Here is a 21065-nt window from a genome sequence, read left to right as displayed (position 1 = left end):
GGACGGCGCCGAGGCGCCGTCCGCTCCTAGAACGTCGGCGGCGTACAGGCGCTGATCACTTCGCAAGGCACCGGCCCAACGCAGCGGAAACGATGCGGCCGCCGGCTTTCAAAATAATAGGCATCCCCCGGTCCCAGGATCCGCCGCTCATCGTCGACGGTGACCTCGATGCGGCCCGACAATACGATGCCCCCTTCCTCGCCGTCATGCACCAGCGGCACTTTCCCGGTATCGGCGCCCGGCTGATAGACCTCTTTCAGGATCTGCAGGCTGCGGCCGAAGAGGTTTTCGCCGATCTGGCGATACGAAATCGGCCCCTTGCCGATCTCGACCAGTTCCTCCGCCGCATAGAACGCCTTGCGCGGTCGTTCCGGCTCGAAGGAGAAGAATTCCGCAAGCCCGATTGGAATGCCGTCGAGAATACGCTTCAGCGCACCGACGGAAGGATTGGAGGCGTTCGACTCGATCAGCGAGATCGTCGAATTGGTGACGCCGGCGCGCTTGGCCAGTTCGCGCTGCGACAGATTGTGCATCAGGCGGAGATGACGAAGCCGGCTTCCGATATCGACGGTCATATGATCCGAACCCTTGGTGTTCAGGTTGTTCGAAATAGCGCAAACACGCTACAACGGTACAATAAATTTCAATGACTTAACTGACAGCAGAAAAGGACTTGTTTGGCAAATCAAATCATGGCGTCAATCGCCGAACTCAGGAGGATGCCATGAACCAGCACACCAAACCCAACGCCCCCGTTCTCGACAGCTATTGGATGCCGTTTACCGCCAACCGGCAGTTCAAGCAGGCTCCGCGCCTGCTCGCGTCCGCCGAGGGCATGCACTACACCAGCACCGACGGCCGCACGATCCTCGACGGCACTGCCGGGCTCTGGTGCGTCAACGCTGGCCATGGCCGCCGTCAGATCGCGTCTGCCGTCGAGCGCCAGCTGTCGACGATGGATTTTGCGCCCTCGTTCCAGATGGGCCATCCGATTGCCTTCGATTTTGCCGAGCGCCTCGCCGAAATCGCGCCGGGTCCGGAAGGCCAGAAGCTCGACCGCGTCTTCTTCACCGGTTCGGGTTCTGAATCGGTCGACACGGCCCTGAAGATGGCGATCGCCTATCAGCGCGCGATCGGCCAGGGCACCCGCACGCGCCTGATCGGCCGAGAACGCGGCTATCACGGTGTCGGCTTCGGCGGCATTTCGGTCGGTGGCATCCTCAACAACCGCCGCGTCTTCCCGCAGCTTCCTGGCTCCGACCACCTGCGCCACACGCATGACCCCGCGAAGAACGCCTTCGTCAAGGGCCAGCCGGAACACGGCGCCGAGCTTGCCGACGATCTCGAGCGGCTGGTGGCGCTGCATGGCGCCGAAACCATCGCCGCCTGCATCGTCGAGCCGGTCGCCGGCTCAACCGGCGTGCTGATCCCGCCGAAGGGATATCTTGAGCGTCTGCGCGCCATCTGCGACAAGCACGGCATCCTGTTGATCTTCGACGAAGTCATCACCGGCTTCGGACGCCTCGGCGCCGCCTTTGCCACCGACTTCTTCGGTGTAACCCCGGATATGGTGACGGCGGCCAAGGGTCTCACCAACGGTGCGATCCCGATGGGCGCGGTCTTTGCCAGCCGCAAGGTGCATGACGCGCTGATGCATGGGCCCGAAAACGCGATCGAGCTCTTCCACGGCTACACCTATTCCGGCCATCCGGCCGCCTGCGCTGCCGGTATCGCCACGCTCGACATCTACCGCGACGAGGGCCTCATGACCCGCGCCGTCGAGCTGCAGGACGCCTGGCACGACGCCATGCACTCGCTGAAGGGCCTGCCTCATGTCATCGACATCCGCACGATCGGCCTGATCGCCGGCATCGAGTTGCAGTCGCGCGACGGCGCAATCGGCGCCCGCGCCTACGACGTCTTCGTCGATTGCTTCGAGAAGGGCCTGCTGATCCGCGTCACCGGCGACATCATAGCCTTCTCGCCGCCACTGATCGCCGAAGAGAAACATTTTGGCGAGATCGTCTCGATCCTCGGCGATGCGCTGAAGCGCGCCAAGTAAGCCCAAGCGACGCACGACAAGGCAACGCCGCCGCCGAAGATCTCGGCGGCGGCGTCTGCATTTCGATTGCACACCTGAATCCGGCTAACGTCTCTACGCGCGAGGCGCGTCCTAACGAATCAACAGCGCCCGGAAATCGTTGACGTTGGTTCCGGTCGGTCCGGGCACGAAGAGATCGCCGCTCACGTCAAAGGCCGACCAGGCGTCGTGCCGGGTAAGATGTAGACGTGGATCGATGCCAGCCGCCCGCATGCGGGCAATGCTCTGCCCATTTGCAAAGGCACCGGCATTGTCTTCGGAGCCGTCGATGCCGTCCGTATCGGCGGCAAGCGCATCGATCCCCGACACGCCGTCGATATCGAGCGCCAGCGACAACAGGAACTCGCTGTTGCGCCCGCCCTTGCCGTAGTCCTTGCCCGAAATCGTCACCGTCGTCTCACCACCGGAAAGCAGTACGACCGGCTTGCCAAACGGCCGGTCTCTCAGCGCCACTTCGCGGGCAAGCGCTGCATGCATGCGACCGATATCGCGCGCTTCACCCTCGATCGCGTCCGAGAGTATATGCGCCTCGATGCCGAGTTCGCGCGCCTTGGCCGCCGCCGCTTCGAGCGAAACGCTTGCCGAAGCAACGACGTGACACTCATGCGCGGCAAACCGCGGATTGTCCGGATCGGGCGCTGCAGCGGCCTCCGAGCGCAGATGCGTCACCACTTGGTCGGGAAGTTCCATGCGATAGCGGGCAACGATCTCCAGCGCCTCGGCCGCCATGCTGCGATCCGGAACGGTCGGCCCCGAAGCGACGAAGGCCGGGTTGTCGCCGGGTACGTCCGAAACGACCAGACTAACGACACGCGCCGGAAAGGCGGCTGCAGCGAGCCGCCCGCCCTTTATCCGCGACACGTGCTTGCGAACGACGTTCATAGCCGAGATCGGCGCGCCGGAGGCAAGCAGCGCCTTGTTGACGGCGATCTCGTCGGCGAGCGTCAAACCCTCAGGCGGCGCCGGGAGCAGGGCCGAGCCGCCACCGGAAATCAGCGCGATGACCAGATCGTCCGCCGTCAAACCGGCCACGGCCTTCAGCAAGGCATCCGAGGCAGCAAGCCCCGCCTCATCCGGCACCGGATGAGCCGACTGCAGCACAGTGATCGTCTCACACTGTTCGATCGGTCCATGACGGGCGACGACCGTTCCGGAGAAGGGATGCTTCCAGAGCTTCTCGAAGGCGGCGGCCATCTGGCTTGCCGCCTTGCCCGCGCCGACGACCACCGTCCGCCCTTTCGGCGGGGCGGGCAGATGCGCCTTGATCGCCTCATAAGGATCGGCGGCTCGAACGGCTTCCTCGAAAAGCCGGGTCAGGAAGAGGCGCGCATCGATCATGGCGTCCTCAGCCGGCGATTTCGAGATCGTAGACGAAGATGCCGGCAATGCCGCCCTCGGCCGCAGCAACGATCTTGGCGCCGGTCTTGCGGTGCTCCTCGTCTTCCAGATAGGCATCGCGCGCCGCCGCGTCAGTGAAGTCGACGATGAAGCCTTCGGCAAAGCCCTTGTCCATGCCCACTTCCGGGCTGACATTGGCGCCGATATGGGCGGCAAGAAATCCCTGTAGCCGGGCCTTCAGCGCGGCAATCTCCCCGAAGATCACCGCCTTCTCCTCGCTGGAGATTTCGGGGCGGAAGCGAATGAAGACACAATGGCGGATCATGGGGACCTCAACGGATATCGGCGCGGGCGCGCGGGCGGCTGTCGTTGCGTTCGTGGGCGAAGATCGCCGGCGGCAGGGGCTGGCGCTCGCGGATGATGTCGGCGCCCTTCTCCCCCATCATGATCGTCGGCCCGTTGGTGTTGCAAGAGGGAACGCGCGGCATCACCGAGCTGTCGCAGACGCGCAGGCCTTCAAGGCCACGCACCTTGAGATCGAGCCCGACCACCGCCATCGCGTCCGTGCCCATCTTGCAGGTGCCGACGGGGTGATGGTCGGTCTTGGCGTTGGCGCAGCCGTAGTCGAAGAACTGCTCGTCGCTGACGACCGAATTGCCCGGCAGGCGCTCCGCCAGCACGAAGGGCTTTAGCGCCGCCTGCTGCATGATCTCGCGGGCGATCTTCAGGCCTTCGATCGACATCCTGCGATCATGCGGATCCTCCCAGTAGTTGGGATCGATCAGCGGCGCTGCCGCCGGATCGGAGGAGGAAAGCCGCACCGTTCCGCGCGAGCGCGGATGCAGATAGGCGGAGTTCAGCGTCACGCCGGCATTCTTCAGCTTTTCGACGCCCGCCTCGATGCCCGAGCCGAGACCGAGATGGAACTGGATATCGGGCGAGCGGGCGTTCGGATCGGCATACCAGAAGCCACCGGTCTCAAACAGCGACGACGCCACCGGGCCCGAGCGGAAGAGCACGTATTGCAGGCCAGCCCATAGCGTACGATGGAGTTTTGCGACGCCGTCATACGTGTGGTCGCCGGTGCATTCGGAAATGACAAAGAGATCGAGGTGATCCTGCAGGTTGCCGCCGACACCCGGTAGGTCATGTTTTACCGCGACACCCACCGATTTCAGGTGATCGGCAGGCCCAATGCCGGACTGCAACAAGAGCTTGGGTGAACCGATGGCGCCGGAAGTTACCAGCACCTCGCGCTCCGCCCGGATGATCTCGCTGCCCTTGCCGGTGACGACTTCGACGCCGACGGCACGTGTACCCTCAAGCACGATCCGCGCCACGCGCGCGCCGGTGCGAACCGTCAGATTGCGGCGATCCTTGATCGGCGAAAGATAGGCAAGCGATGCGCTCGAGCGGCGGCGATTGCGCTGGGTGAGCTGATAGAAGCCGACGCCCGCCTGCTGGCGACCGTTGAAATCGTGATTGTAGGGAATGCCGAGTTCCTGACCGGCGCGGATATAGGCGTCGCAGATCGGCAGCGCCGCCGTGGGCATCGAGACACCGAGCGGGCCGCCATAGGCGTGATAGTCGTCGGCAAAGCGCTGGTTGTCTTCTGAGCGCTTGAAATAGGGAAGCACGCTGCGATAGTCCCAGCCGGTGCAGCCGTCTTCGGACGCCCAGAGGTCGTAGTCGGCGGCGTTCCCGCGGGTATAGAGCTGGGCATTGATCGACGAGCCACCACCGATGACCTTAGCCTGGGTATAGCGTAGCACCCTGCCCTTCATGTGCTTCTGCGGCACGGTCTCCCAGCCCCAGCTGGCAACGCCCTTGGTCATCTTGGCAAAACCGGCCGGCATATGAAACAGCGGATTCCAGTCGCCGCCACCGGCCTCCAGCAAAAGGACACGGACCGATGGATCCTCGGAGAGGCGATTGGCGAGAACGCAGCCGGCCGGGCCGGCGCCGGTGATGATGTAGTCGTAGCTCATTCCCTGTCTTCCCTCCGCCGTCACCAATTTGGAACGTTCCAAATTTTCGACGTGTTCAATTCAAATCCTGCCCGCTTGCGAGCCTCAATAATCCTGCGCGTTTCCTAGAGACGGCCGATCGAAAGCCCGCCATCCGCCTGGATGACCGAGCCGGTGGCAAAGGCGAATTTGCCGCCGGCAAGCCCGGCCGCGATATTGCCGATGTCATCGGGCTCGCCCCAGCGCCGCATCGGCACCAACCCGCCGTCAATCAAGCCATCGTATTTCGCCGAGACGCCGGCGGTCATGTCGGAGCGGATGATACCCGGCCGGATCTCGAAAACCGAGATGCCGGTATTGGCAAGTCTGAGCGCCAGCCCCTGGCTGAAGGCGGCAAGGCCGGCCTTGGTCATGCAATAGTCGAGCCGCTCGGGCGACGTCATCGTTGCCGAAACCGAGGTGATGTTGATGATCGACCGCGGTGCTACATCAGCCGGATCCGTCAGCATCGAGACGAGCACGGCCTGGGTGAAGAATACCGTTCCCCGCAGGTTGGTGGCGACGATCGTGTCGAAATTTTCCGGCAGCAGATCGAGGAAATCACCCCGCATCACCGAGGCGATGCCGGCATTGTTGACGAGGCAGCGGATCGGACCGAGCTCGGCGCGAACACGCTCGACAGTCGCCGCATGGCCGCTGATATCGGCAAGGTTCGCTTCGATGTAGATCGCCCGGCCGTGGTCGCCGGAAAGTTCCGACAGCGTCTGGGCGGTCGTCGCGTCCGCCGCACCGAGGCCGGTGAGCGCAATATCGAAGCCCTCGCGGGCGAGCGCACGGGCGACGCCGAGACCGATGCCGCGGCGGCCGCCGGTGACGATGGCGACGGGGCGCGTCGATGACGTCATGATCGAAACTCCCTAGTGGCGATATGGTCGGCGACCCTGAGCGCCTGGGCAGCAACGGTCAGCGCCGGATTGACGGCCGCCGATGTCGGCAGGAAGCTCGCGTCGACGACGAAGAGGTTCGGGTGGTCGTAGGCGCGACAGTAGGTGTCGAGCGGCGCATGCTTCGGGTCTTTGCCCATCCGCACCGTGCCGCACTGGTGTGACGGCGTGCGTTTGTCGAAAGCCTGGGACAGCACGATCGGATAGCCGGCTGCCTTGAAATGCGCGCGCATCTTCGCTTCGAGCCCGGACAGCGCCTCCATGTTCGAGCGTCGCCACTGCATGATGATGCCGTTGCCGTCGACCATGATGCGGCTTTCCGGGTTCGGCAGGTCCTCCGTCATCATGTACCAGTCGACCGCATGGCCGGCCATGAAATCGAAGGCAAACCGCGGCGCCCAGAGGGGCGCATTGGCCTTGAGGATGTCGCCGTTGATCTTGCCGAGCAGCTGGACGTTGCCGAGCGGCAGGCCATCCCTGCTGCCGGTGAGGTAATAGTCGTTCAGCATCAGCGTCTTCTGGTAGATGCTGTCGTTGCGCTTGAACGGGTTGATTGCCAGCATGGCGCTGCAATTGTGGTTCATGAAGTTGCGGCCGACCTGGTCGGAGGCGTTGGCGAGCCCCTTGCCGTCGCCGGACCGCAAGAGGATGGCGGCCGAATTGATCGCGCCCGCCGACAGGATTACCAGCTTCGGCGACAGCTTCTTCTTCTCGCCCCTGTGGGTGTAGTGGATCGCCTCGATCCGGCCGCCGGGTCCCGCCTCCAGCGTGTCGACATGCGCCGAGGTGATCAGCTCGATATTGGGATCCTTCAGTGCGGAAGCGAGCGATGCGGTTTCAGCGTCCATCTTGCCGTTGCCGGTGTTCGGAAACCCGTCCCAGGGCGTGCGCCCGCCGGCAAGCCAGGCGTCGATGTCGACGCCGAGCGGCAGCGTTGCCGGATTGAGCCCCTGCGCCTTCAGCTCTGCACGGGCCCGCGCAATCGCCGGCTCGTCCGGCACCGGGCCGAAAGTGTAAGGCGAGCTGTGGAACGGCTCCGTCGGGTCGTCGCCCAATTCGCCGCGCACCTCGAACAGCTGCTCGGCCTTGCCGTACCAGGGCTCCAGCTCCTCGTAAGGGAAAGGCCACGCCGGCGAAACGCCGCCGAGATGCTGCATCTCGGTGAAATCTTCGGCCCGGTATCGCAGGAGCACCGCACCGAAGAGCTTGGAATTGCCGCCGACGAAGTAGAAGTTTCCGGGGTTGAACTCGGTGCCGTCGGGTTCGCGCCACATCTCCCTCGGGCGGAAGTGGCCCTTGACGAAGATCGAGCTGTAGCTGCGCGCCTCCGGCGTATCGGGCAGGCGGTCGCCACGCTCGAGGATGGCGATGCGGGCGCCGGAGCCGGCAAGCCCCGCCGCAAGCGTGGAGCCGCCGATCCCCGACCCGATAATGACGATGTCCGGCTGCTCCTGCATCGTTGGTTACGCGATCCGCTGCTGGCTCTGCGGATCGAAGAACACCGCCTTGTCGAGATTGAAGGCAAGGCGCGAGGTCTGCCCGGGCGCGATGCGGGCATCGGCTCTCAGCCGGGCAACGATTTCCTTGCCGCCGAGACGGGTGACCGCAAAGGTATCGGAGCCGGCCGGCTCGACCACCTCGATCAGGCACTCGCCCTCGGCGACCACCTTGGCATTGCGGTCGGCGCCATCAGGATCGGTCAGCGCTTCCGGACGGATGCCGAAGACGACGTCCTTGCCGGCATAGGCAGACAGTGCGCCGTTGGCCTGAGGCACCGCAAGCTTCAGCGGCTCGGCATTCGGACGCGTCAGCGTGACCGCAATGTCGGAGCCGCTCTTTTCGATCCGCGCCGTCAGCAGGTTCATCGCCGGCGAGCCCATGAAGTCGGCGACGAACATGTTGGCCGGGTTGTTGTAGATCTCGGCCGGCGTCCCGAACTGCTGCAGCACGCCGTCCTTCAGCACCGCGATCTTGGTCGCCAGCGTCATCGCCTCGATCTGGTCGTGGGTCACGTAGACGATCGTCGTCTTCATGCGGTTGTGCAGCCGCTTGATTTCGGTGCGCATGTCGACGCGCAGCTTTGCGTCGAGGTTGGAGAGCGGCTCGTCGAACAGGAAGACCTGCGGGTTGCGCACCAGCGCTCGGCCCATGGCGACGCGCTGGCGCTGGCCGCCCGAGAGCTGGCTCGGCTTGCGATCGAGCAGATGGCCGATCTGCAGCATTTCCGAGACCTGCTTGATCGCCTTTTCGCGCTCCTCCTTCGGCACGCCGCGGATTTCCATGCCGAAGGCGATGTTTCCGGCAACCGTCATGTTCGGGTAGAGCGCGTAGGACTGGAACACCATGGCGATGTCGCGCTTCGAGGGATGCAGATCGGCAACCGAGCGACCGTTGATGGCGATCTCGCCCGATGTGATCGGCTCCAGACCGGCAATGGTGTTGAGAAGTGTGGACTTGCCGCAGCCGGAGGGGCCGACCAGCACCAGGAAGCCGCCTTCTTCGATCTCCAGGTTGATATCCTTCAGGATCTCGAGCGAGCCATAGGATTTGCGCAGGTTGCTGATTTTCAAGAAAGACATGAGCTTATCCTTTCACGGCGCCCGACATCAGCCCGCGAACGAAGTAGCGGCCGGACACGATGTAGACGATGAGCGTTGGCAGGGCGGCGAGGATCGCGCCCGCGAAGTGGACGTTGTATTCCTTGACGCCTGTCGAGGACGAAACGAGGTTGTTCAGCGCGACCGTCATCGGCGTCGAATAGGGGCCTGAGAAGGACGCGCCGAACAGGAAGTCGTTCCAGATGTTGGTGAACTGCCAGATGACCGAGACGACGATGATCGGACCGGAGGACGGCAACAGGATGCGCCAGAAGATCTGGAAGAAGCTGGCGCCGTCGATCTGCGCTGCGCGCACCAGCTCGGTCGGGAACGCTTCGTAGTAGTTGCGGAAATAGAGCGTCGTGAAGCCGATGCCGTAGATCACATGGACGAAGATCAGGCCCCAGATCGAACCGGCTATCCCAAGGATGCCGAGGATGCGTGCCATCGGGATCAGCACGATCTGGAACGGGATGAAGCATGAGAGCAGCAGCATGCCGAAGAAGATGTTGGCACCGGGGAAGCGCCACTTCGTCAGCACATAGCCATTGAGTGCGCCGATGATCGTCGAGATCGCCACGGCCGGCACGACCATCAGGATCGAGTTGATGAAGAAGGGTTTCAGGCCGGTCGGCTGCACGCCGATCTGCGCCGTCGACCAGGCCTGAAGCCACGGCTCGACTGTAAAGGTCTGCGGCAGGTTGAGCATGCCGCCCTGGCGGATCTCGTCGAGCGGCTTCACCGAGTTCACCAGCATCACGTAGAGCGGCAACAGCGAATAGAGCGCAAAGAGGATCAGCGCGGTGTAGATCAACGCGCGGGTGAGGCGGTTGTGCGAAATGATGTTGTCTGGGCTCGGAGCGCTCATCAGCGTCGTGCTCCCCGGATTTCGGAATAGAGATAGGGAACGATGATCGAGAAGATCATCACCAGCATGATGATCGCCGAGGACGCGCCGATGCCCATCTGGTTGCGGGTGAAGGTGTAGGAATACATGAAGGTCGCCGGCAGTTCGGTCGCCTGGCCGGGGCCGCCGCCGGTAAGCGCGATGATCAGGTCGTAGGCCTTGATCGCCAGATGCGCGAGCACCACGAATGCGGAAAGAAACACCGGCCGCATCAGGGGAATGACGATCCGGCGATAGATCGTCGAGGTCTTGGCGCCGTCGATCTGCGCTGCCTTGATGATCTCGTTGTCGACGCCGCGAAGGCCCGCAAGGAACATCGCCATGATGAAGCCGGTCGACTGCCAGACCGCGGCAATGACGACGCAGTAGATCGCGTAGTTGCGGTCCTTGATCCAGTTGAACGAGAAGCTCTCCCAGCCCCAGAGGTGCATGGTGTTCTCAAGGCCGATGCCGGGATCGAGGAACCACTTCCAGGCCGTTCCGGTCACGATGAACGAGAGTGCCATCGGGTAGAGGTAGATCGGCCGCAGGAAACCTTCGGCCCGGATCTTCTGGTCGAGCAGGATTGCCAGCCCAAGGCCGAGCACGGAGCAGATGGCGATATAGAGCGCGGCGAAGATCGCCAGGTTGCTCACCGCCCGCCACCAGTGCGGCAGCGCCCACAGCTTCGAATAATTGCTTAACCCGACGAAATTGTAGGACGGCAGCATCTTGCTGTCCGTCATCGACAGAAAGCCGGTATAGGCAATAAAGCCATAGACAAAGATCAGGACGATGAGGAAGCTCGGGGCAAGCACCAGCTTCGGTATCAGGTCCTGCAGGCGACTGCGGCTATCCATGAACGTTCACCACTTCTGGCGCGGCCGTCGGGAAATCCCTGATATCGGCATCCGCGCGAGGTTCTGGGTATCAAAGCGCCCCTCCCCGTGTCCTGTTGGCCACGGCGGTTCGACGGCGCCTGCATGTCGGAATGGGGTGTCCGGGGCGCCTAGAGTGCGCCCCGGAGCGAGCCCGTTACTTCGCGGCCTCGACGGCCGAGACCAGTTCCTTGACGGCCTCTTCGGACGTCAGTTCGCCGTTGAACTCGCGCGTCACGACGTCGTAGATCGCGTTCTTCACGGCAGCCGGGTTGGCATGGCCATGGGCCATGGAGCCGAAGAGCTTGCCGTTGGTGTTGGCCTCTGCCAGGTCCTTGATGCCCTTCTTGCCGCAGGCGTCGAAGTCCGTGTCCGGAACGTCGGTGCGGGCCGGGACCGAGCCCTTGACCACGTTGAAGGCCGACTGGAAGGTCGGGCTTTCGATCGCCGAAGCCATGGCGAGCTGGGCCGGAACCTTGTCGTCGGCAACCTTGAACATCGCGAACTGGTCGGAGTTGAAGGTCACGGACCCTTGCGTACCCGGGAAGCGCATGCAGACGAAATCGGTGCCCGGCACCTTCTTGGCCTTCAGGAATTCGCCCTTGGCCCAGTCGCCCATGAACTGCAGGCCGGCCTTGTTCTCTATGACCATGGCGGAGGCGAGGTTCCAGTCACGGCCCGAGAAGTTGTCGTCGACATAGGAGCGCAGCTTCGTCATGCGGTCGAAGGCTTCCTTCATCTTGTCGCCGCCGAGCGCTGCCGGGTCGAGATCGATGAAAGCCTGCTTGTAGAAGTCGGTGCCGAGCGAAAGCACGACGGCGTCGAAGATCGTCGCATCCTGCCAGGGCTGGCCGCCATGGGCGATCGGGGTGATCCCCTGGGCCTTGAAGTTGTCGAGCAGGGCAACCAGTTCGTCCCAGTTGGTCGGCTCCTTGCCGCCAGCCTTGTCGAGGGCGGCCTTGTTGATCCAGACCCAGTTGGTCGAATGCACGTTGACCGGCGCTGCGATCCAGTGGCCGTCATACTTCGAGAATTGCTGCAGGGCGGTCGGGATCACCTTGTCCCAGCCTTCCTTGGAAGCGGTCTCGTCGAGGTTGCCGAGTGCGCCTTCCTTGGCCCAGTCGAGAATGTCGAAGCCGAGCATCTGCACGGCGGTCGGAGCGTTGCCTGCGGTGACGCGAGCGCGCAGAACCGTCATCGCTTCCGTACCGCCACCGCCGGCAACCGGCATGTCGGTCCAGGTGATGCCCTTGCTTTCCAGGTCCTTCTTCAGAACGTCGAGTGCGGCGGCTTCGCCACCGGATGTCCACCAGTGCAGAACTTCCACATTTTCGGCTGCGCGCGCGGCGGTGGCCGCCATCATCAGCGCCACAACGGCCGTCGTCGTCATCAACTTGCGCATCGTTTTCCTCCCGTTTGCAAGTTAACGAGGCGGAACCTCCTCCACCCCGGAATTCGCGCCGCTTCAGCCAGCGGCTGGCCATTTAAAACGTTATAAATTCAGCAAGTCAAGCATTCCGCCATTTTGTATTTTAGCACCTTCGGAACCGTTTGAATTTACTGAATTATATAGCTCACATTAGCTATTGCAGTGCAGCACACCATGCCGCGATGCGAGATTTAAAACGTTTTCATGATTCGATTGCCTAAGCCCTCGCACCACGATACAAACACCGCTCCCGCCCGCGTTCAGAAAGACTAGCATTGGCCGATCCCTCCAAGCCCGCCCACGCCGAAGACATTGGTTCTGCCGTCAAGCGCGGCAAGCCGACCCTTCGCACGATCGCGGAAATCACCGGCCTTGCGGTCACCACCGTTTCGCGTGCCCTTTCCGATGCGCCGCAGATCTCGCTCGATACCCGCAAGCGAGTGCGCGAGGTCGCAGACGAGATCGGCTATTCGCCCGACCGCGCCGCCCAGCGCCTGAAGACCGGCCGCACCAATGTCATCGGCGTGCTGCTCGACCCGCACGAGGAAATCCTCGGCTACGGCACCTCGATCATGAGTGGCATCGCCAAGGCACTTCAGGGCACGGCCTACCACCTGATCGTCATGCCGAACTTCCTGAACTCGACCAATGTCGAAGCGGTCAACTACATCACCCGCAACGCGATGGCCGATGGCCTGATCTTCTCGCGCACGGAACCGCTCGATCCCCGGGTCCGATTGCTGTCCGATCTCGGCTTTCCCTTCGTCACCCATGGGCGCACGGAGCTTTCCACCCCACATCCCTATGTCGACTACGACAACTTCACCTTTTCCTACCAGGCGACGAAGCGCCTGATCGCCAAGGGCAGGCGCAAGCCCGCACTGATCAGTGGCCCCGCCGATTTCACCTTTGCCGGCCATCTTCAGCACGGCTTCATGACCGCCGTGCGCGAGGCGGGCTGCGCCTACGAAATCCTCTCGGGCATCGATCTCGACAGCCCGGCAGGCGCCATCCGCGACCGCGTGCGCCAGCGCTATGCCGAGCCCGATCCGCCGGACAGTTTCATGTGCGGCGGCGAAGTCTGCGCGCTCGCAACCATCACCGGCATGAGCGATTGCGGGCTGACGCTCGGACGCGAATACGACATCGTCGCCAAGCAGACCTCGCATCTCCTGAGCGCCATCCAGCCGCAGGTCGAGACGATCTACGAGGACCTGACGGCGACCGGCGAGGACATGGGCCGGGTGCTCCTGCAGAAGATCGGCGGAGAAAGCGACGTCAGCAAGCTGCAGCTGCTGCTCTGTCCGCAGATCCCATCGAGCTTCGGCGCGGCCGGCTGAGCGGGCGAACACGGTACGCAAGGCGGCGTCACGTGACGCTGCCTCCTGCCCCAATGTTCTCCCCATCGTCCGCATGTCCTCTCCTCCCCTGTTTCAGCCTTAGCGCGGCATCCACCAGCCGGTACGCGGCCCCATATGCATGTTGAGCGTCTTGGTCTCGGTGTAATCCTCGACCGAATGCCGGCCGAGTTCGCGGCCGAGGCCGGACTGGCGGTAGCCGCCGAAGGGCAGTTCCGACGCGCCATCCATGAAGGTGTTCATCCAGATGGTGCCGGCGCGCACGCGGCGGCCGATCGTCAGGCAGGTGTCGAAGTCGCGGCTCCACACACCGGCCGAAAGACCATAGTCGATCGCATTGGCGATGCCGATCGCCTCTTCCGTCGTCTCGAAGGTCAGCACCGAGAGAACCGGGCCGAACACTTCCTCGCGCGCCACCGCCATGTCCGGGCGCACGGAAGAAAGGATCGTCGGAGCCATGAACTGGCCCATGCCGAGATCGAGCGCGGTGCCGCCATGGGCAACCGCAGCGCCATCCTTCGAAGCAGCAGAAACATAGCTGGCGATCTTTTCCAGATGCTGCGGCGTGATGATTGCGCCGACCTGGGTTTCCGGATTGAGCGGATCGCCGACCTTCACCTTGGCCGAGAGCTCGGCGATGCGGCGCGTCACCTCGTCGGCGATGTCACGGTGCAGGATCAATCGCGAGCCGGCATTGCAGCATTCGCCGGCATTGAAATAGGCGCCGAAGACGGCGGCATCGATGAATTCGTCGAGATTGGCGTCGGGGAAAACGATCTGCGGGTTCTTGCCGCCGAGTTCCAGCGAGACCTTCTTCAGCGTCTGGGCAGCATTGGCCATGGTCAGGCGGCCGACGCCGGTCGAGCCGGTGAAGGACACCATGTCGACATCCGGATGCGTCGTCATTGGCGCGCCGACCTCCGGCCCCGTGCCGGTGATGATGTTGACCACGCCGGCGGGAACGCCGGCGGCTTCGAGGATTTCACCGAGCAGCAGCGTCGAGGCCGAGGTCAGCTCGGACGGCTTGACGACAGTGGTGCAGCCAGCGGCCAGCGCAAAGGGCAGCTTCTGGCTGACGATCAGGAACGGGAAATTCCAGGGCGTGATGATCGAGACGACACCGATCGCCTCGCGCAGCACGACGCCAAGTGTACCGTCACCGAGCGTGTTGTAGCTTTCGCCATGCAGATCGCGGGCGAGAGCCGCGGCGTAGCGCCAGATATCGGCGGCACCGCCGAGTTCGCCCTTGGCTTGGCTGATCGGCTTGCCGGATTCGATCGCATCGAGATAGGCAAGCTCATCGGCGCGCTCGGCAATGATATCGGCTGCGCGCAAAAGCACCAGCGAACGCTGCGAAGCGGTCATGCGCGGCCAGGTGCCCTCGTCGAAGGCACGGCGTGCGGCAGCAATCGCTTTTTCGGCGTCGGCCTTGGTGCCCGCCTGATAGCGGCTGACGACGACGCCGTGGCCCGGCGCCACGCGCTCGATCGTACGGCCCTCGGCGCTGTCCACCCATTTGCCGTCGATCAGCATCTGGAAGGCGCGAACCTTTTGGCCCTCGATCGGCTTGGGTTTCACGAGCACGGTCATTACCATTCTCCCTTGAATTGGGCTTCACGCTTTTCGGAGAAGGCGGCGACACCTTCCTTGAGGTCGCCGGTCTTGGCGACAAGGATCGAGCCGAGCGCTTCGACTGCGGATCCGTTGTCTTCGCCATTCGCCGAAGCGAGCATCAGTTTCGAAATCTCAAGCGCCGCAGGCCCGCGCTTGGCGACACGCGCCGCGTAATCGCGGGCAGCGGCCAGCACCGTGCCCGTCTCGACGACGGCATCGACCAGACCTTCGCGCAGAGCAGCCTCGGCGGTGAACATCTCGCCGCCAAGCACCATGCGCCTGACGATCTGGGCGCCAAAGCGAGAGACGAGGCGCTGCGTGCCCGACCAGCCGGGAACCATGCCGAGGCTCGTTTCCGGCAGGCCGATCTTGATCTGCGCTTCGGCCAGCCGGATATCGGCCGCCGCCGCCAGTTCCAGCCCGCCGCCAAGCGCATGGCCGTTAAGAGCGGCGATGACGGGCATGCGCAGCGTCGCCAGCCGCTCGAACACGCGATGACCGAACCGTACCCAGTCATGCCCGAAGGCAGGCGCATCCATGCCGCCCCAGGCTTTGATGTCACCGCCGGCCGAAAATGCCTTGCCCTCGCCGGTGAGGATGACGACACGCACATTGCGGTCGGCTTCAATCTCGTCGCAAGCCGATGCCAACGCCTTCAGCATGTCGATATCGAAAGCGTTGAGCTTTTCCGGACGGGCGATCGTCATGATCGCGACAGCACCGTCGACGCCGATGCGGATACGGCCCTCAGCCACGGTCGCCTCCCTGAAGCCGGCGCGCCGGCTTCTTCGGCAGTTCAAGACCAAGCAATGCATCCTGGAACAGACCCGCATCCATGGTCTTCAGTCTGTCGGAAACGATCATTGGGAATTCCGACTGGTCGAGAATATGCGCCTGCAGGTCGACCCCCGGCGCGATCTCGGTCAGCATCACGCCCTCGGGCGTCAGCTTCATCACGCAGCGCTCGGTGACATAGGTGATGTCCTGGCCCTGCTCGATACCGCGACGGCCTGAGAAGGTGACGTGTTCGACCTCGTTGACCAGCTTCTTCAGCTTGCCTTCCTTTTCGATCACCAGTTTGCCGTCGGCGACCGCGAGCTTGGCGCCGGCATTGAACATGCCGGAGAAGACGATCTTCTTCGCCCGTGCCGTTATGTCGACGAAACCGCCGGCGCCGGCCGTCACATGCGGGCGGAAAGAGAGTTTCGACACGTTGACCGAGCCGTTGCGATCGATCTCAAGGAAGGAGAGCAGCGAGGCATCGAAGCCGGCGCCCTGGAAATAGGTGAACTGGTAGGGCGAGGGCATGAAGGCATCGGCATTGGACGCGCAGCCGAAGGCGAAGTCGAGCAGCGGCACGCCGCCGACAGCGCCCTGCTCGATCACCCAGGTGACCGCACCGTGCAGCCCCTCTTCGAGCAGGATGCGCGGCACATTGGCCGAAATGCCGAAGCCGAGATTGACGGCGCTGCCGGCTTCAAGCTCCTGCGCCACGCGGCGGGCAATGACCTTCTGGATATTGAATTCCGGCACCCGGAAACTGTCGAGCGGCCGGAAGATCTCGCCGGAAATCGCCGGATCGTAAAGCGTCTGGGTCGTCTGTTTCTGGTCGGGATCGACGATGACATAATCCACCAGCACGCCCGGCACGCGCACGTCGTGGGGTTTCAGTGAGCCTTCCTTGGTGATGCGCTTGACCTGGGCAATGACGATGCCGCCATTGTTGCGGGCAGCGAGCGCCTGGTCGAGACCACCGAGATAGGCGCCCTCGTGCTCATAGGTGAGATTGCCGCGCTCGTCCGCCGTCGTCGCGCGGATGATCGCCACTTGCGGCGCGATCGCCTTGAAATAGAGCCAGTCCTCGCCTTCGAACGAGACCTTCTTCACCACAGGCTCAGCCGCGGCCGAAGCATTCATGGCGCAGCCTTCGCGCGACGGATCGACGAAGGTGTCGAGGCCGATCTTGGTCATCACGCCCGGGCGCTTGGCCGCCGCCTCGCGGTGCATGTCGAAGAGGATGCCGGAGGGCACGTTGTAGGCTGCCACTTCGTCAGCGCCGATCATCTGCCAGATCAACGGCGGTTCCGCACTCGACGGACCCGAGGGATAGGAGCCGCCGATGATCTTCTTCAGCAGACCCTTCTTGGCGATATAGTCGACGCCCTTGATGCCGCTCATGTCGCCGGCGGCAATCGGATGCAGCGTCGTCAGGTCGCGTGGGTGGCCGGTCGTCTCGAACCGCTCGCCGATCGCCTTGAGCATCAGATCCGGGCAGCCGAGGCCGCTGGACGAGGAGACCGAAACCACCGCGCCATCCGGGATCAGGGCAGCCGCTTCGGCCGGCGAGATGTGCTTGTTCATCGACATGAGTTCAAAGTCCCGTTTCGATCGCCACGGCCTGGCCGGTGGCCGCCGCCTTGACGACGGCAAGGCCCGTTGCCAGCGACCAGACGCCATCCTCGCCCGTCGCAGATGGACGGCCGTTGCCCTGGGCAGCGGCATGGAAAGCGGAAAGCGCTGTTTCGTAGAGATTGCGGTGGTCGAGCGTCAGCTCGCTCTCGCCATCGGCGTTGCGCAGCGTCACCGTGCCTGTCGGCTTCTGCGTCATCACGTTGCGGCCGATCAGCGATCCTTCGGTGCCATGCACCTCAAGACCGGTCTCTGCGTATTTGGTGGTGAAGGCATCGTGGAACTGTGCGATGACGCCGGAGCGGAAGTGGATGACACCCATGACACCATCCTCCAGGCCTTCCTTGCCCATGCCGGCACTGTGACTGATGGCAACGGCGTCGATCGGATCGTCGTTGAGGATGAAGCGCAGCGTATCGGCGTCATGCACGGTGATGTCGAGAATGACGCCGCCGCCGGCGTCCGGCCTCTCCAGTCGCCAGCCCTGGAGATGCGGCGGCAGATAGACGGCGTGGAAGACGCGGGCTGCAATCGGCCGGCCGATCCTGCCCTCGGCGATCGCATCGCGCATTGCGCGGTGGCTGGCGGCATTGCGCAGGTGGTGGTTGGTAGCAAGAACGACACCCGCCTCCTGCGCTGCGCTCACCATGTCACGCGCATCCTCCAGCGTCATCGCCAGCGGCTTCTCGCAGAGCACATGCTTGCCGGCAGCGATCGCCGCCAGCGTCTGCTCGCGATGCAGTTCATTGGTGGTGGAGACATAGACGGCGTCGACATCGGGATCGCCGACGAGTTCGGCAACAGTGGTCACCGACTTGGCGATGCCGTTCTCCTCGGCGTAAGCCGCGCCGCGCTCCGCGCTCGTGCTCATGACGGAGACGACCTCGCCTCCGGCGGCGCGGATTGCGCCGATCACCCATTCGCGCGCAATCGTGCTTGCGCCGATCAGACCCCACCGTGTCATGCCAGTGCCTCCCTTTTTCTCTCGACTGCTGCGCCGCAGCTCTGGCGAACGACGAGACGAACCGAACCGACGATCGCTTCCGGCTCCGCCTTACCGGCCTTGATCTGCTTCAACAGCAGCTCGGCCGCCCGTTGGCCCATGCCTTGTGGATCGACGGACACCGTCGTCAGCGCCGGAACTGCTGTCTTCGCCTCGATCACGTCGTCGAAACCGATAACGGCGAAATCGGCACCCGGCTCAAGCCGCCGGGCCCTCAGGCCATCGCAGACGCCGAAAGCGACCGCATCATTGAAGCAGAGTGCGGCCGTCGGCCGGTCGGCGAGCATCATCGCCTGCTCCACCGCCGTCACCCCGCCGGCACGCGACGGCGCCGAACCGATGATCAGCGATTCCGAAACCGGCATGCCGGCCTCGACGAGCGCATCGCGGTAGCCGCGCATGCGCGCCTCGAAGACGGCGGTGTCGGAAAAACCGCCGAGGAAGGCGATGCGCTGGTGACCACGTTCGATCAGATGACGCACCGCGGCCACGGCACCAGCGTGGTTGTCGGAGATCAGCGAAGAGACATTTGCCCCGGCAATGTCGCGGACGACGAGCACGACGGGAATGCCGCTCTCGACCAAAGGCGCAAGATCGGCCGCTTCGGTGCCACGCGCCGGCGAAATGATCAGGCCGGAAACGCCATGCTCGCGCATCGACGCGACCACTTCGCGCTGGCGCTCGATCTTTTCGCCGGTATTGGCAAGAAACTGCACGAAGCCTGCCGATTGCACGACCGCATCGACGCCGACGGCGAGTTCCGCAAAGAAGCTGTTGGTGAGATCGTTGACGACGATGCCGATGATCTTGGACTTCGATTGCCGAAGATTGGCAGCGCCGCGATTATAGACATAGCCGAGATCGCGGATGGCGGCATTCACCTTGGCGCGCGTCGCCTCATTGACGAGCGAGCTGCCCTGAAGAACGAGCGACACGGTCGACTTCGACACGCCGGCAGCGTGCGCAATATCGATGACCGTTACCCTCTCCTTGACCACAGCATCCTCCCGAATTCTTCTGCCTGCTTTCTTCTTTCATAATTGGAACGTTCCAATTTCGTCAAGAGTTGGCTGATCACTTTTTTCACGTCCGGCCGCGTTCGGTGCAGACAAAAGGCACCTCGAGAAGCGTAGCGACCTGCGGTTTGACGGATTATTTAATTGAATTTAAATGACATTATCGGAGATCCGCAATCGTCTGGAGGAGGATCGCCTCGCCTGAAAAACATTGCCGCTTGCCATTTGGAACGATCCAAAGTATTCCAAGGCAAACGTCCGCGGAGGAGACCAACCCCAATGACAAGCCTGACGCTGCCGCGCCAAGACGGCTCGCTTGAACAGTATCGCCTGACCGGAACGCCGATTGAACGGCCCAACACGCCGCCGACCTTCAACCGCATCGCCTATGCGGCCGCCCATGTGGTCTCGGATCCGCTCAAGGATCTCGATCCCTGGGGCAACCCGGCGATCGACTGGGATGCGACGATGGCGTTTCGCCATCACCTCTGGAGCCTGGGTTTCAAAATCGCCGAGGCGATGGACACCGCCCAACGCGGCATGGGCCTTGCCTGGCCGGGCGCGCAGGAGTTGATCCGCCGCTCGCTCAGCGATGCGCGGCAGGTAGCGGGCGCCGATCTTGCCTGTGGCGCCGGCACCGACCATCTTGCGCCCACCGATGCGCGCTCGCTTGACGATGTGATTGCCGCCTATGAGGAACAGGTCGGCTTCGTCGAAGGCGAGGGGGGCAGGGCGATCATGATGGCAAGCCGGGCGCTCGCCCGCGTAGCGCAATCGGCCGACGACTATCGCTTCGTCTATGGCCGCATCCTCGGCCAGACCAGGCACAAGGTGGTGTTGCATTGGCTCGGCGACATGTTCGATCCGCAACTTCGGGGCTATTGGGGTTCGGAGAATTTCGACCAGGCGCTCGATACGGTGCTCTCGATCATCGAAGCCAACCGCGACAAGGTCGAAGGCATCAAGATTTCGCTGCTCGAAAACGCCAAGGAAGTGGCACTGCGCAATCGCCTGCCCGAAGGCGTGCTCTGCTTTACCGGCGACGACTTCAACTATGCCGAACTGATCGAGGGCGACGGCACGAAGTACAGCCACGCGTTGCTCGGCATCTTCGATGCGGTGGCGCCCTCCGCCTCCAAGGCACTCGCGGCGCTGGCGAAGGACGATCTCGCCACCTTCCGCGGCGTGATCGAGCCGACCGTGCCCCTGTCCCGCAAGATCTTCGAGGCACCGACACAGTATTACAAGGCCGGCGTCGTTCTCCTCGCCTGGCTGAACGGCCACCAGCGCCACTTCACCATGCCCGCCGGCATGCAGTCCGCCCGCGGGGTGCTGCACTACGCCGATATCTTCCGCCTCGCCGACCGCGCCAATGTGCTCGACCGGCCGGAACTGGCGCTCCAGAGAATGAAAAGCCTGCTATCGACCCTCGGCGTGGACCAAAGCGCCTGAGAAAGAGCGGCGCTTGAGAAATGACAGACGGCGCCTTCCGGGCGCCGTCTGTTTTCGATCGGGAGCCGGGCAG

General features: G+C 63.4%; 18 protein-coding genes. 3 read left to right on the top strand and 15 right to left on the bottom strand.

Annotated elements, in window-relative coordinates:
• Positions 1-26 precede the first annotated feature (26 nt).
• Entirely contained in the window at positions 27-575 is a 549-nt protein-coding gene (locus ASD63_RS24830) for a cupin domain-containing protein (RefSeq protein ID WP_034802993.1), read from the bottom strand.
• 149 nt (positions 576-724) lie between these two features.
• Here ASD63_RS24830 and ASD63_RS24825 point away from each other — a divergent pair, with 149 nt between their 5' ends.
• Positions 725-2062: an aspartate aminotransferase family protein gene (locus ASD63_RS24825; RefSeq protein WP_034802996.1), complete on the top strand. Its 1338-nt coding sequence runs from the start codon at positions 725-727 to the stop codon at positions 2060-2062.
• A 111-nt stretch (positions 2063-2173) separates the two neighbouring features.
• Here the strand turns inward: ASD63_RS24825 and ASD63_RS24820 are convergent, their stop codons facing one another.
• From ASD63_RS24820 to ASD63_RS24780, 9 genes are all read right to left on the bottom strand, one after another.
• A complete protein-coding gene (locus ASD63_RS24820; protein ID WP_034802999.1) occupies positions 2174-3439 on the bottom strand; it encodes a glycerate kinase in 1266 nt (421 codons plus the stop codon).
• A 7-nt stretch (positions 3440-3446) separates the two neighbouring features.
• Positions 3447-3764 carry a Dabb family protein gene (locus ASD63_RS24815; protein ID WP_034803002.1) on the bottom strand — a complete coding sequence of 106 codons (318 nt, stop codon included), beginning with the start codon at positions 3762-3764 and terminating at the stop codon, positions 3447-3449.
• Between the two features lie 7 nt (positions 3765-3771).
• The gene (locus ASD63_RS24810) at positions 3772-5427 is read right to left on the bottom strand and encodes a GMC family oxidoreductase N-terminal domain-containing protein (protein WP_034803005.1); all 1656 of its coding nucleotides are present in this window, start codon (positions 5425-5427) and stop codon (positions 3772-3774) included.
• A 104-nt stretch (positions 5428-5531) separates the two neighbouring features.
• Positions 5532-6311: a 3-ketoacyl-ACP reductase gene (locus tag ASD63_RS24805; protein ID WP_034803008.1), complete on the bottom strand. Its 780-nt coding sequence runs from the start codon at positions 6309-6311 to the stop codon at positions 5532-5534.
• Complete coding sequence (locus ASD63_RS24800) at positions 6308-7807, bottom strand: GMC family oxidoreductase (RefSeq protein ID WP_034803011.1); 1500 nt, start codon at positions 7805-7807, stop codon at positions 6308-6310. Before ASD63_RS24800 ends, ASD63_RS24805 begins: the two co-directional genes overlap by 4 nt.
• A 6-nt stretch (positions 7808-7813) precedes the next feature.
• Positions 7814-8929 (bottom strand): ABC transporter ATP-binding protein, encoded by a 1116-nt coding sequence (locus tag ASD63_RS24795; RefSeq protein ID WP_034803014.1) that lies wholly within the window; start codon positions 8927-8929, stop codon positions 7814-7816.
• Between the two features lie 4 nt (positions 8930-8933).
• Positions 8934-9815, bottom strand: a complete 882-nt coding sequence (locus tag ASD63_RS24790) for a carbohydrate ABC transporter permease (protein ID WP_034803016.1) — start codon at positions 9813-9815, stop codon at positions 8934-8936.
• On the bottom strand, positions 9815-10693 hold the full coding sequence (locus ASD63_RS24785; protein WP_034803019.1) for a sugar ABC transporter permease: 879 nt from the start codon (positions 10691-10693) through the stop codon (positions 9815-9817). Before ASD63_RS24785 ends, ASD63_RS24790 begins: the two co-directional genes overlap by 1 nt.
• Positions 10694-10868: 175 nt before the next feature.
• Positions 10869-12113 (bottom strand): ABC transporter substrate-binding protein, encoded by a 1245-nt coding sequence (locus ASD63_RS24780; RefSeq protein WP_034803022.1) that lies wholly within the window; start codon positions 12111-12113, stop codon positions 10869-10871.
• Positions 12114-12415: 302 nt separating this feature from the next.
• Between ASD63_RS24780 and ASD63_RS24775 the strand changes: the two genes are divergently transcribed.
• Entirely contained in the window at positions 12416-13480 is a 1065-nt protein-coding gene (locus tag ASD63_RS24775; protein ID WP_034803036.1) for a LacI family transcriptional regulator, read from the top strand.
• Between the two features lie 99 nt (positions 13481-13579).
• Here ASD63_RS24775 and ASD63_RS24770 read toward each other — a convergent pair whose 3' ends face one another.
• From ASD63_RS24770 to ASD63_RS24750, 5 genes are read right to left on the bottom strand one after another with little or no spacing between them, the layout of a single operon-like run.
• On the bottom strand, positions 13580-15088 hold the full coding sequence (locus ASD63_RS24770; protein ID WP_034803039.1) for an aldehyde dehydrogenase family protein: 1509 nt from the start codon (positions 15086-15088) through the stop codon (positions 13580-13582).
• Entirely contained in the window at positions 15088-15867 is a 780-nt protein-coding gene (locus ASD63_RS24765) for an enoyl-CoA hydratase/isomerase family protein (protein ID WP_034803042.1), read from the bottom strand. Before ASD63_RS24765 ends, ASD63_RS24770 begins: the two co-directional genes overlap by 1 nt.
• On the bottom strand, positions 15860-17479 hold the full coding sequence (locus ASD63_RS24760; protein WP_156623698.1) for an acyl CoA:acetate/3-ketoacid CoA transferase: 1620 nt from the start codon (positions 17477-17479) through the stop codon (positions 15860-15862). The genes ASD63_RS24765 and ASD63_RS24760 overlap by 8 nt, the downstream gene beginning before the upstream one ends.
• Positions 17480-17483: 4 nt before the next feature.
• Positions 17484-18485: a Gfo/Idh/MocA family oxidoreductase gene (locus ASD63_RS24755; RefSeq protein ID WP_060529992.1), complete on the bottom strand. Its 1002-nt coding sequence runs from the start codon at positions 18483-18485 to the stop codon at positions 17484-17486.
• Positions 18482-19522: a LacI family DNA-binding transcriptional regulator gene (locus tag ASD63_RS24750; protein ID WP_034803047.1), complete on the bottom strand. Its 1041-nt coding sequence runs from the start codon at positions 19520-19522 to the stop codon at positions 18482-18484. The genes ASD63_RS24755 and ASD63_RS24750 overlap by 4 nt, the downstream gene beginning before the upstream one ends.
• A gap of 297 nt (positions 19523-19819) precedes the next feature.
• Between ASD63_RS24750 and ASD63_RS24745 the strand changes: the two genes are divergently transcribed.
• The gene (locus ASD63_RS24745) at positions 19820-20992 is read left to right on the top strand and encodes a dihydrodipicolinate synthase family protein (RefSeq protein ID WP_034803050.1); all 1173 of its coding nucleotides are present in this window, start codon (positions 19820-19822) and stop codon (positions 20990-20992) included.
• Positions 20993-21065: the final 73 nt, after the last annotated feature.

Origin of the sequence: Ensifer sp. Root558, assembly GCF_001427045.1 — a bacterium.
Classification (GTDB): domain Bacteria; phylum Pseudomonadota; class Alphaproteobacteria; order Rhizobiales; family Rhizobiaceae; genus Ensifer; species Ensifer adhaerens.
Note: the sequence above shows the minus strand (reverse complement) of the source record. Positions and strands in the feature narration are given on the sequence as shown.

Coding starts and splice junctions, on each gene's coding strand:
- ASD63_RS24830 (WP_034802993.1), bottom strand. CDS start 575: ATGACCGTCGATATCGGAAGCCGGCTTCGTCATCTCCGCCTGATGCAC.
- ASD63_RS24825 (WP_034802996.1), top strand. CDS start 725: ATGAACCAGCACACCAAACCCAACGCCCCCGTTCTCGACAGCTATTGG.
- ASD63_RS24820 (WP_034802999.1), bottom strand. CDS start 3,439: ATGATCGATGCGCGCCTCTTCCTGACCCGGCTTTTCGAGGAAGCCGTT.
- ASD63_RS24815 (WP_034803002.1), bottom strand. CDS start 3,764: ATGATCCGCCATTGTGTCTTCATTCGCTTCCGCCCCGAAATCTCCAGC.
- ASD63_RS24810 (WP_034803005.1), bottom strand. CDS start 5,427: ATGAGCTACGACTACATCATCACCGGCGCCGGCCCGGCCGGCTGCGTT.
- ASD63_RS24805 (WP_034803008.1), bottom strand. CDS start 6,311: ATGACGTCATCGACGCGCCCCGTCGCCATCGTCACCGGCGGCCGCCGC.
- ASD63_RS24800 (WP_034803011.1), bottom strand. CDS start 7,807: ATGCAGGAGCAGCCGGACATCGTCATTATCGGGTCGGGGATCGGCGGC.
- ASD63_RS24795 (WP_034803014.1), bottom strand. CDS start 8,929: ATGTCTTTCTTGAAAATCAGCAACCTGCGCAAATCCTATGGCTCGCTC.
- ASD63_RS24790 (WP_034803016.1), bottom strand. CDS start 9,815: ATGAGCGCTCCGAGCCCAGACAACATCATTTCGCACAACCGCCTCACC.
- ASD63_RS24785 (WP_034803019.1), bottom strand. CDS start 10,693: ATGGATAGCCGCAGTCGCCTGCAGGACCTGATACCGAAGCTGGTGCTT.
- ASD63_RS24780 (WP_034803022.1), bottom strand. CDS start 12,113: ATGCGCAAGTTGATGACGACGACGGCCGTTGTGGCGCTGATGATGGCG.
- ASD63_RS24770 (WP_034803039.1), bottom strand. CDS start 15,088: ATGACCGTGCTCGTGAAACCCAAGCCGATCGAGGGCCAAAAGGTTCGC.
- ASD63_RS24760 (WP_156623698.1), bottom strand. CDS start 17,479: ATGTCGATGAACAAGCACATCTCGCCGGCCGAAGCGGCTGCCCTGATC.
- ASD63_RS24755 (WP_060529992.1), bottom strand. CDS start 18,485: ATGACACGGTGGGGTCTGATCGGCGCAAGCACGATTGCGCGCGAATGG.
- ASD63_RS24745 (WP_034803050.1), top strand. CDS start 19,820: ATGACAAGCCTGACGCTGCCGCGCCAAGACGGCTCGCTTGAACAGTAT.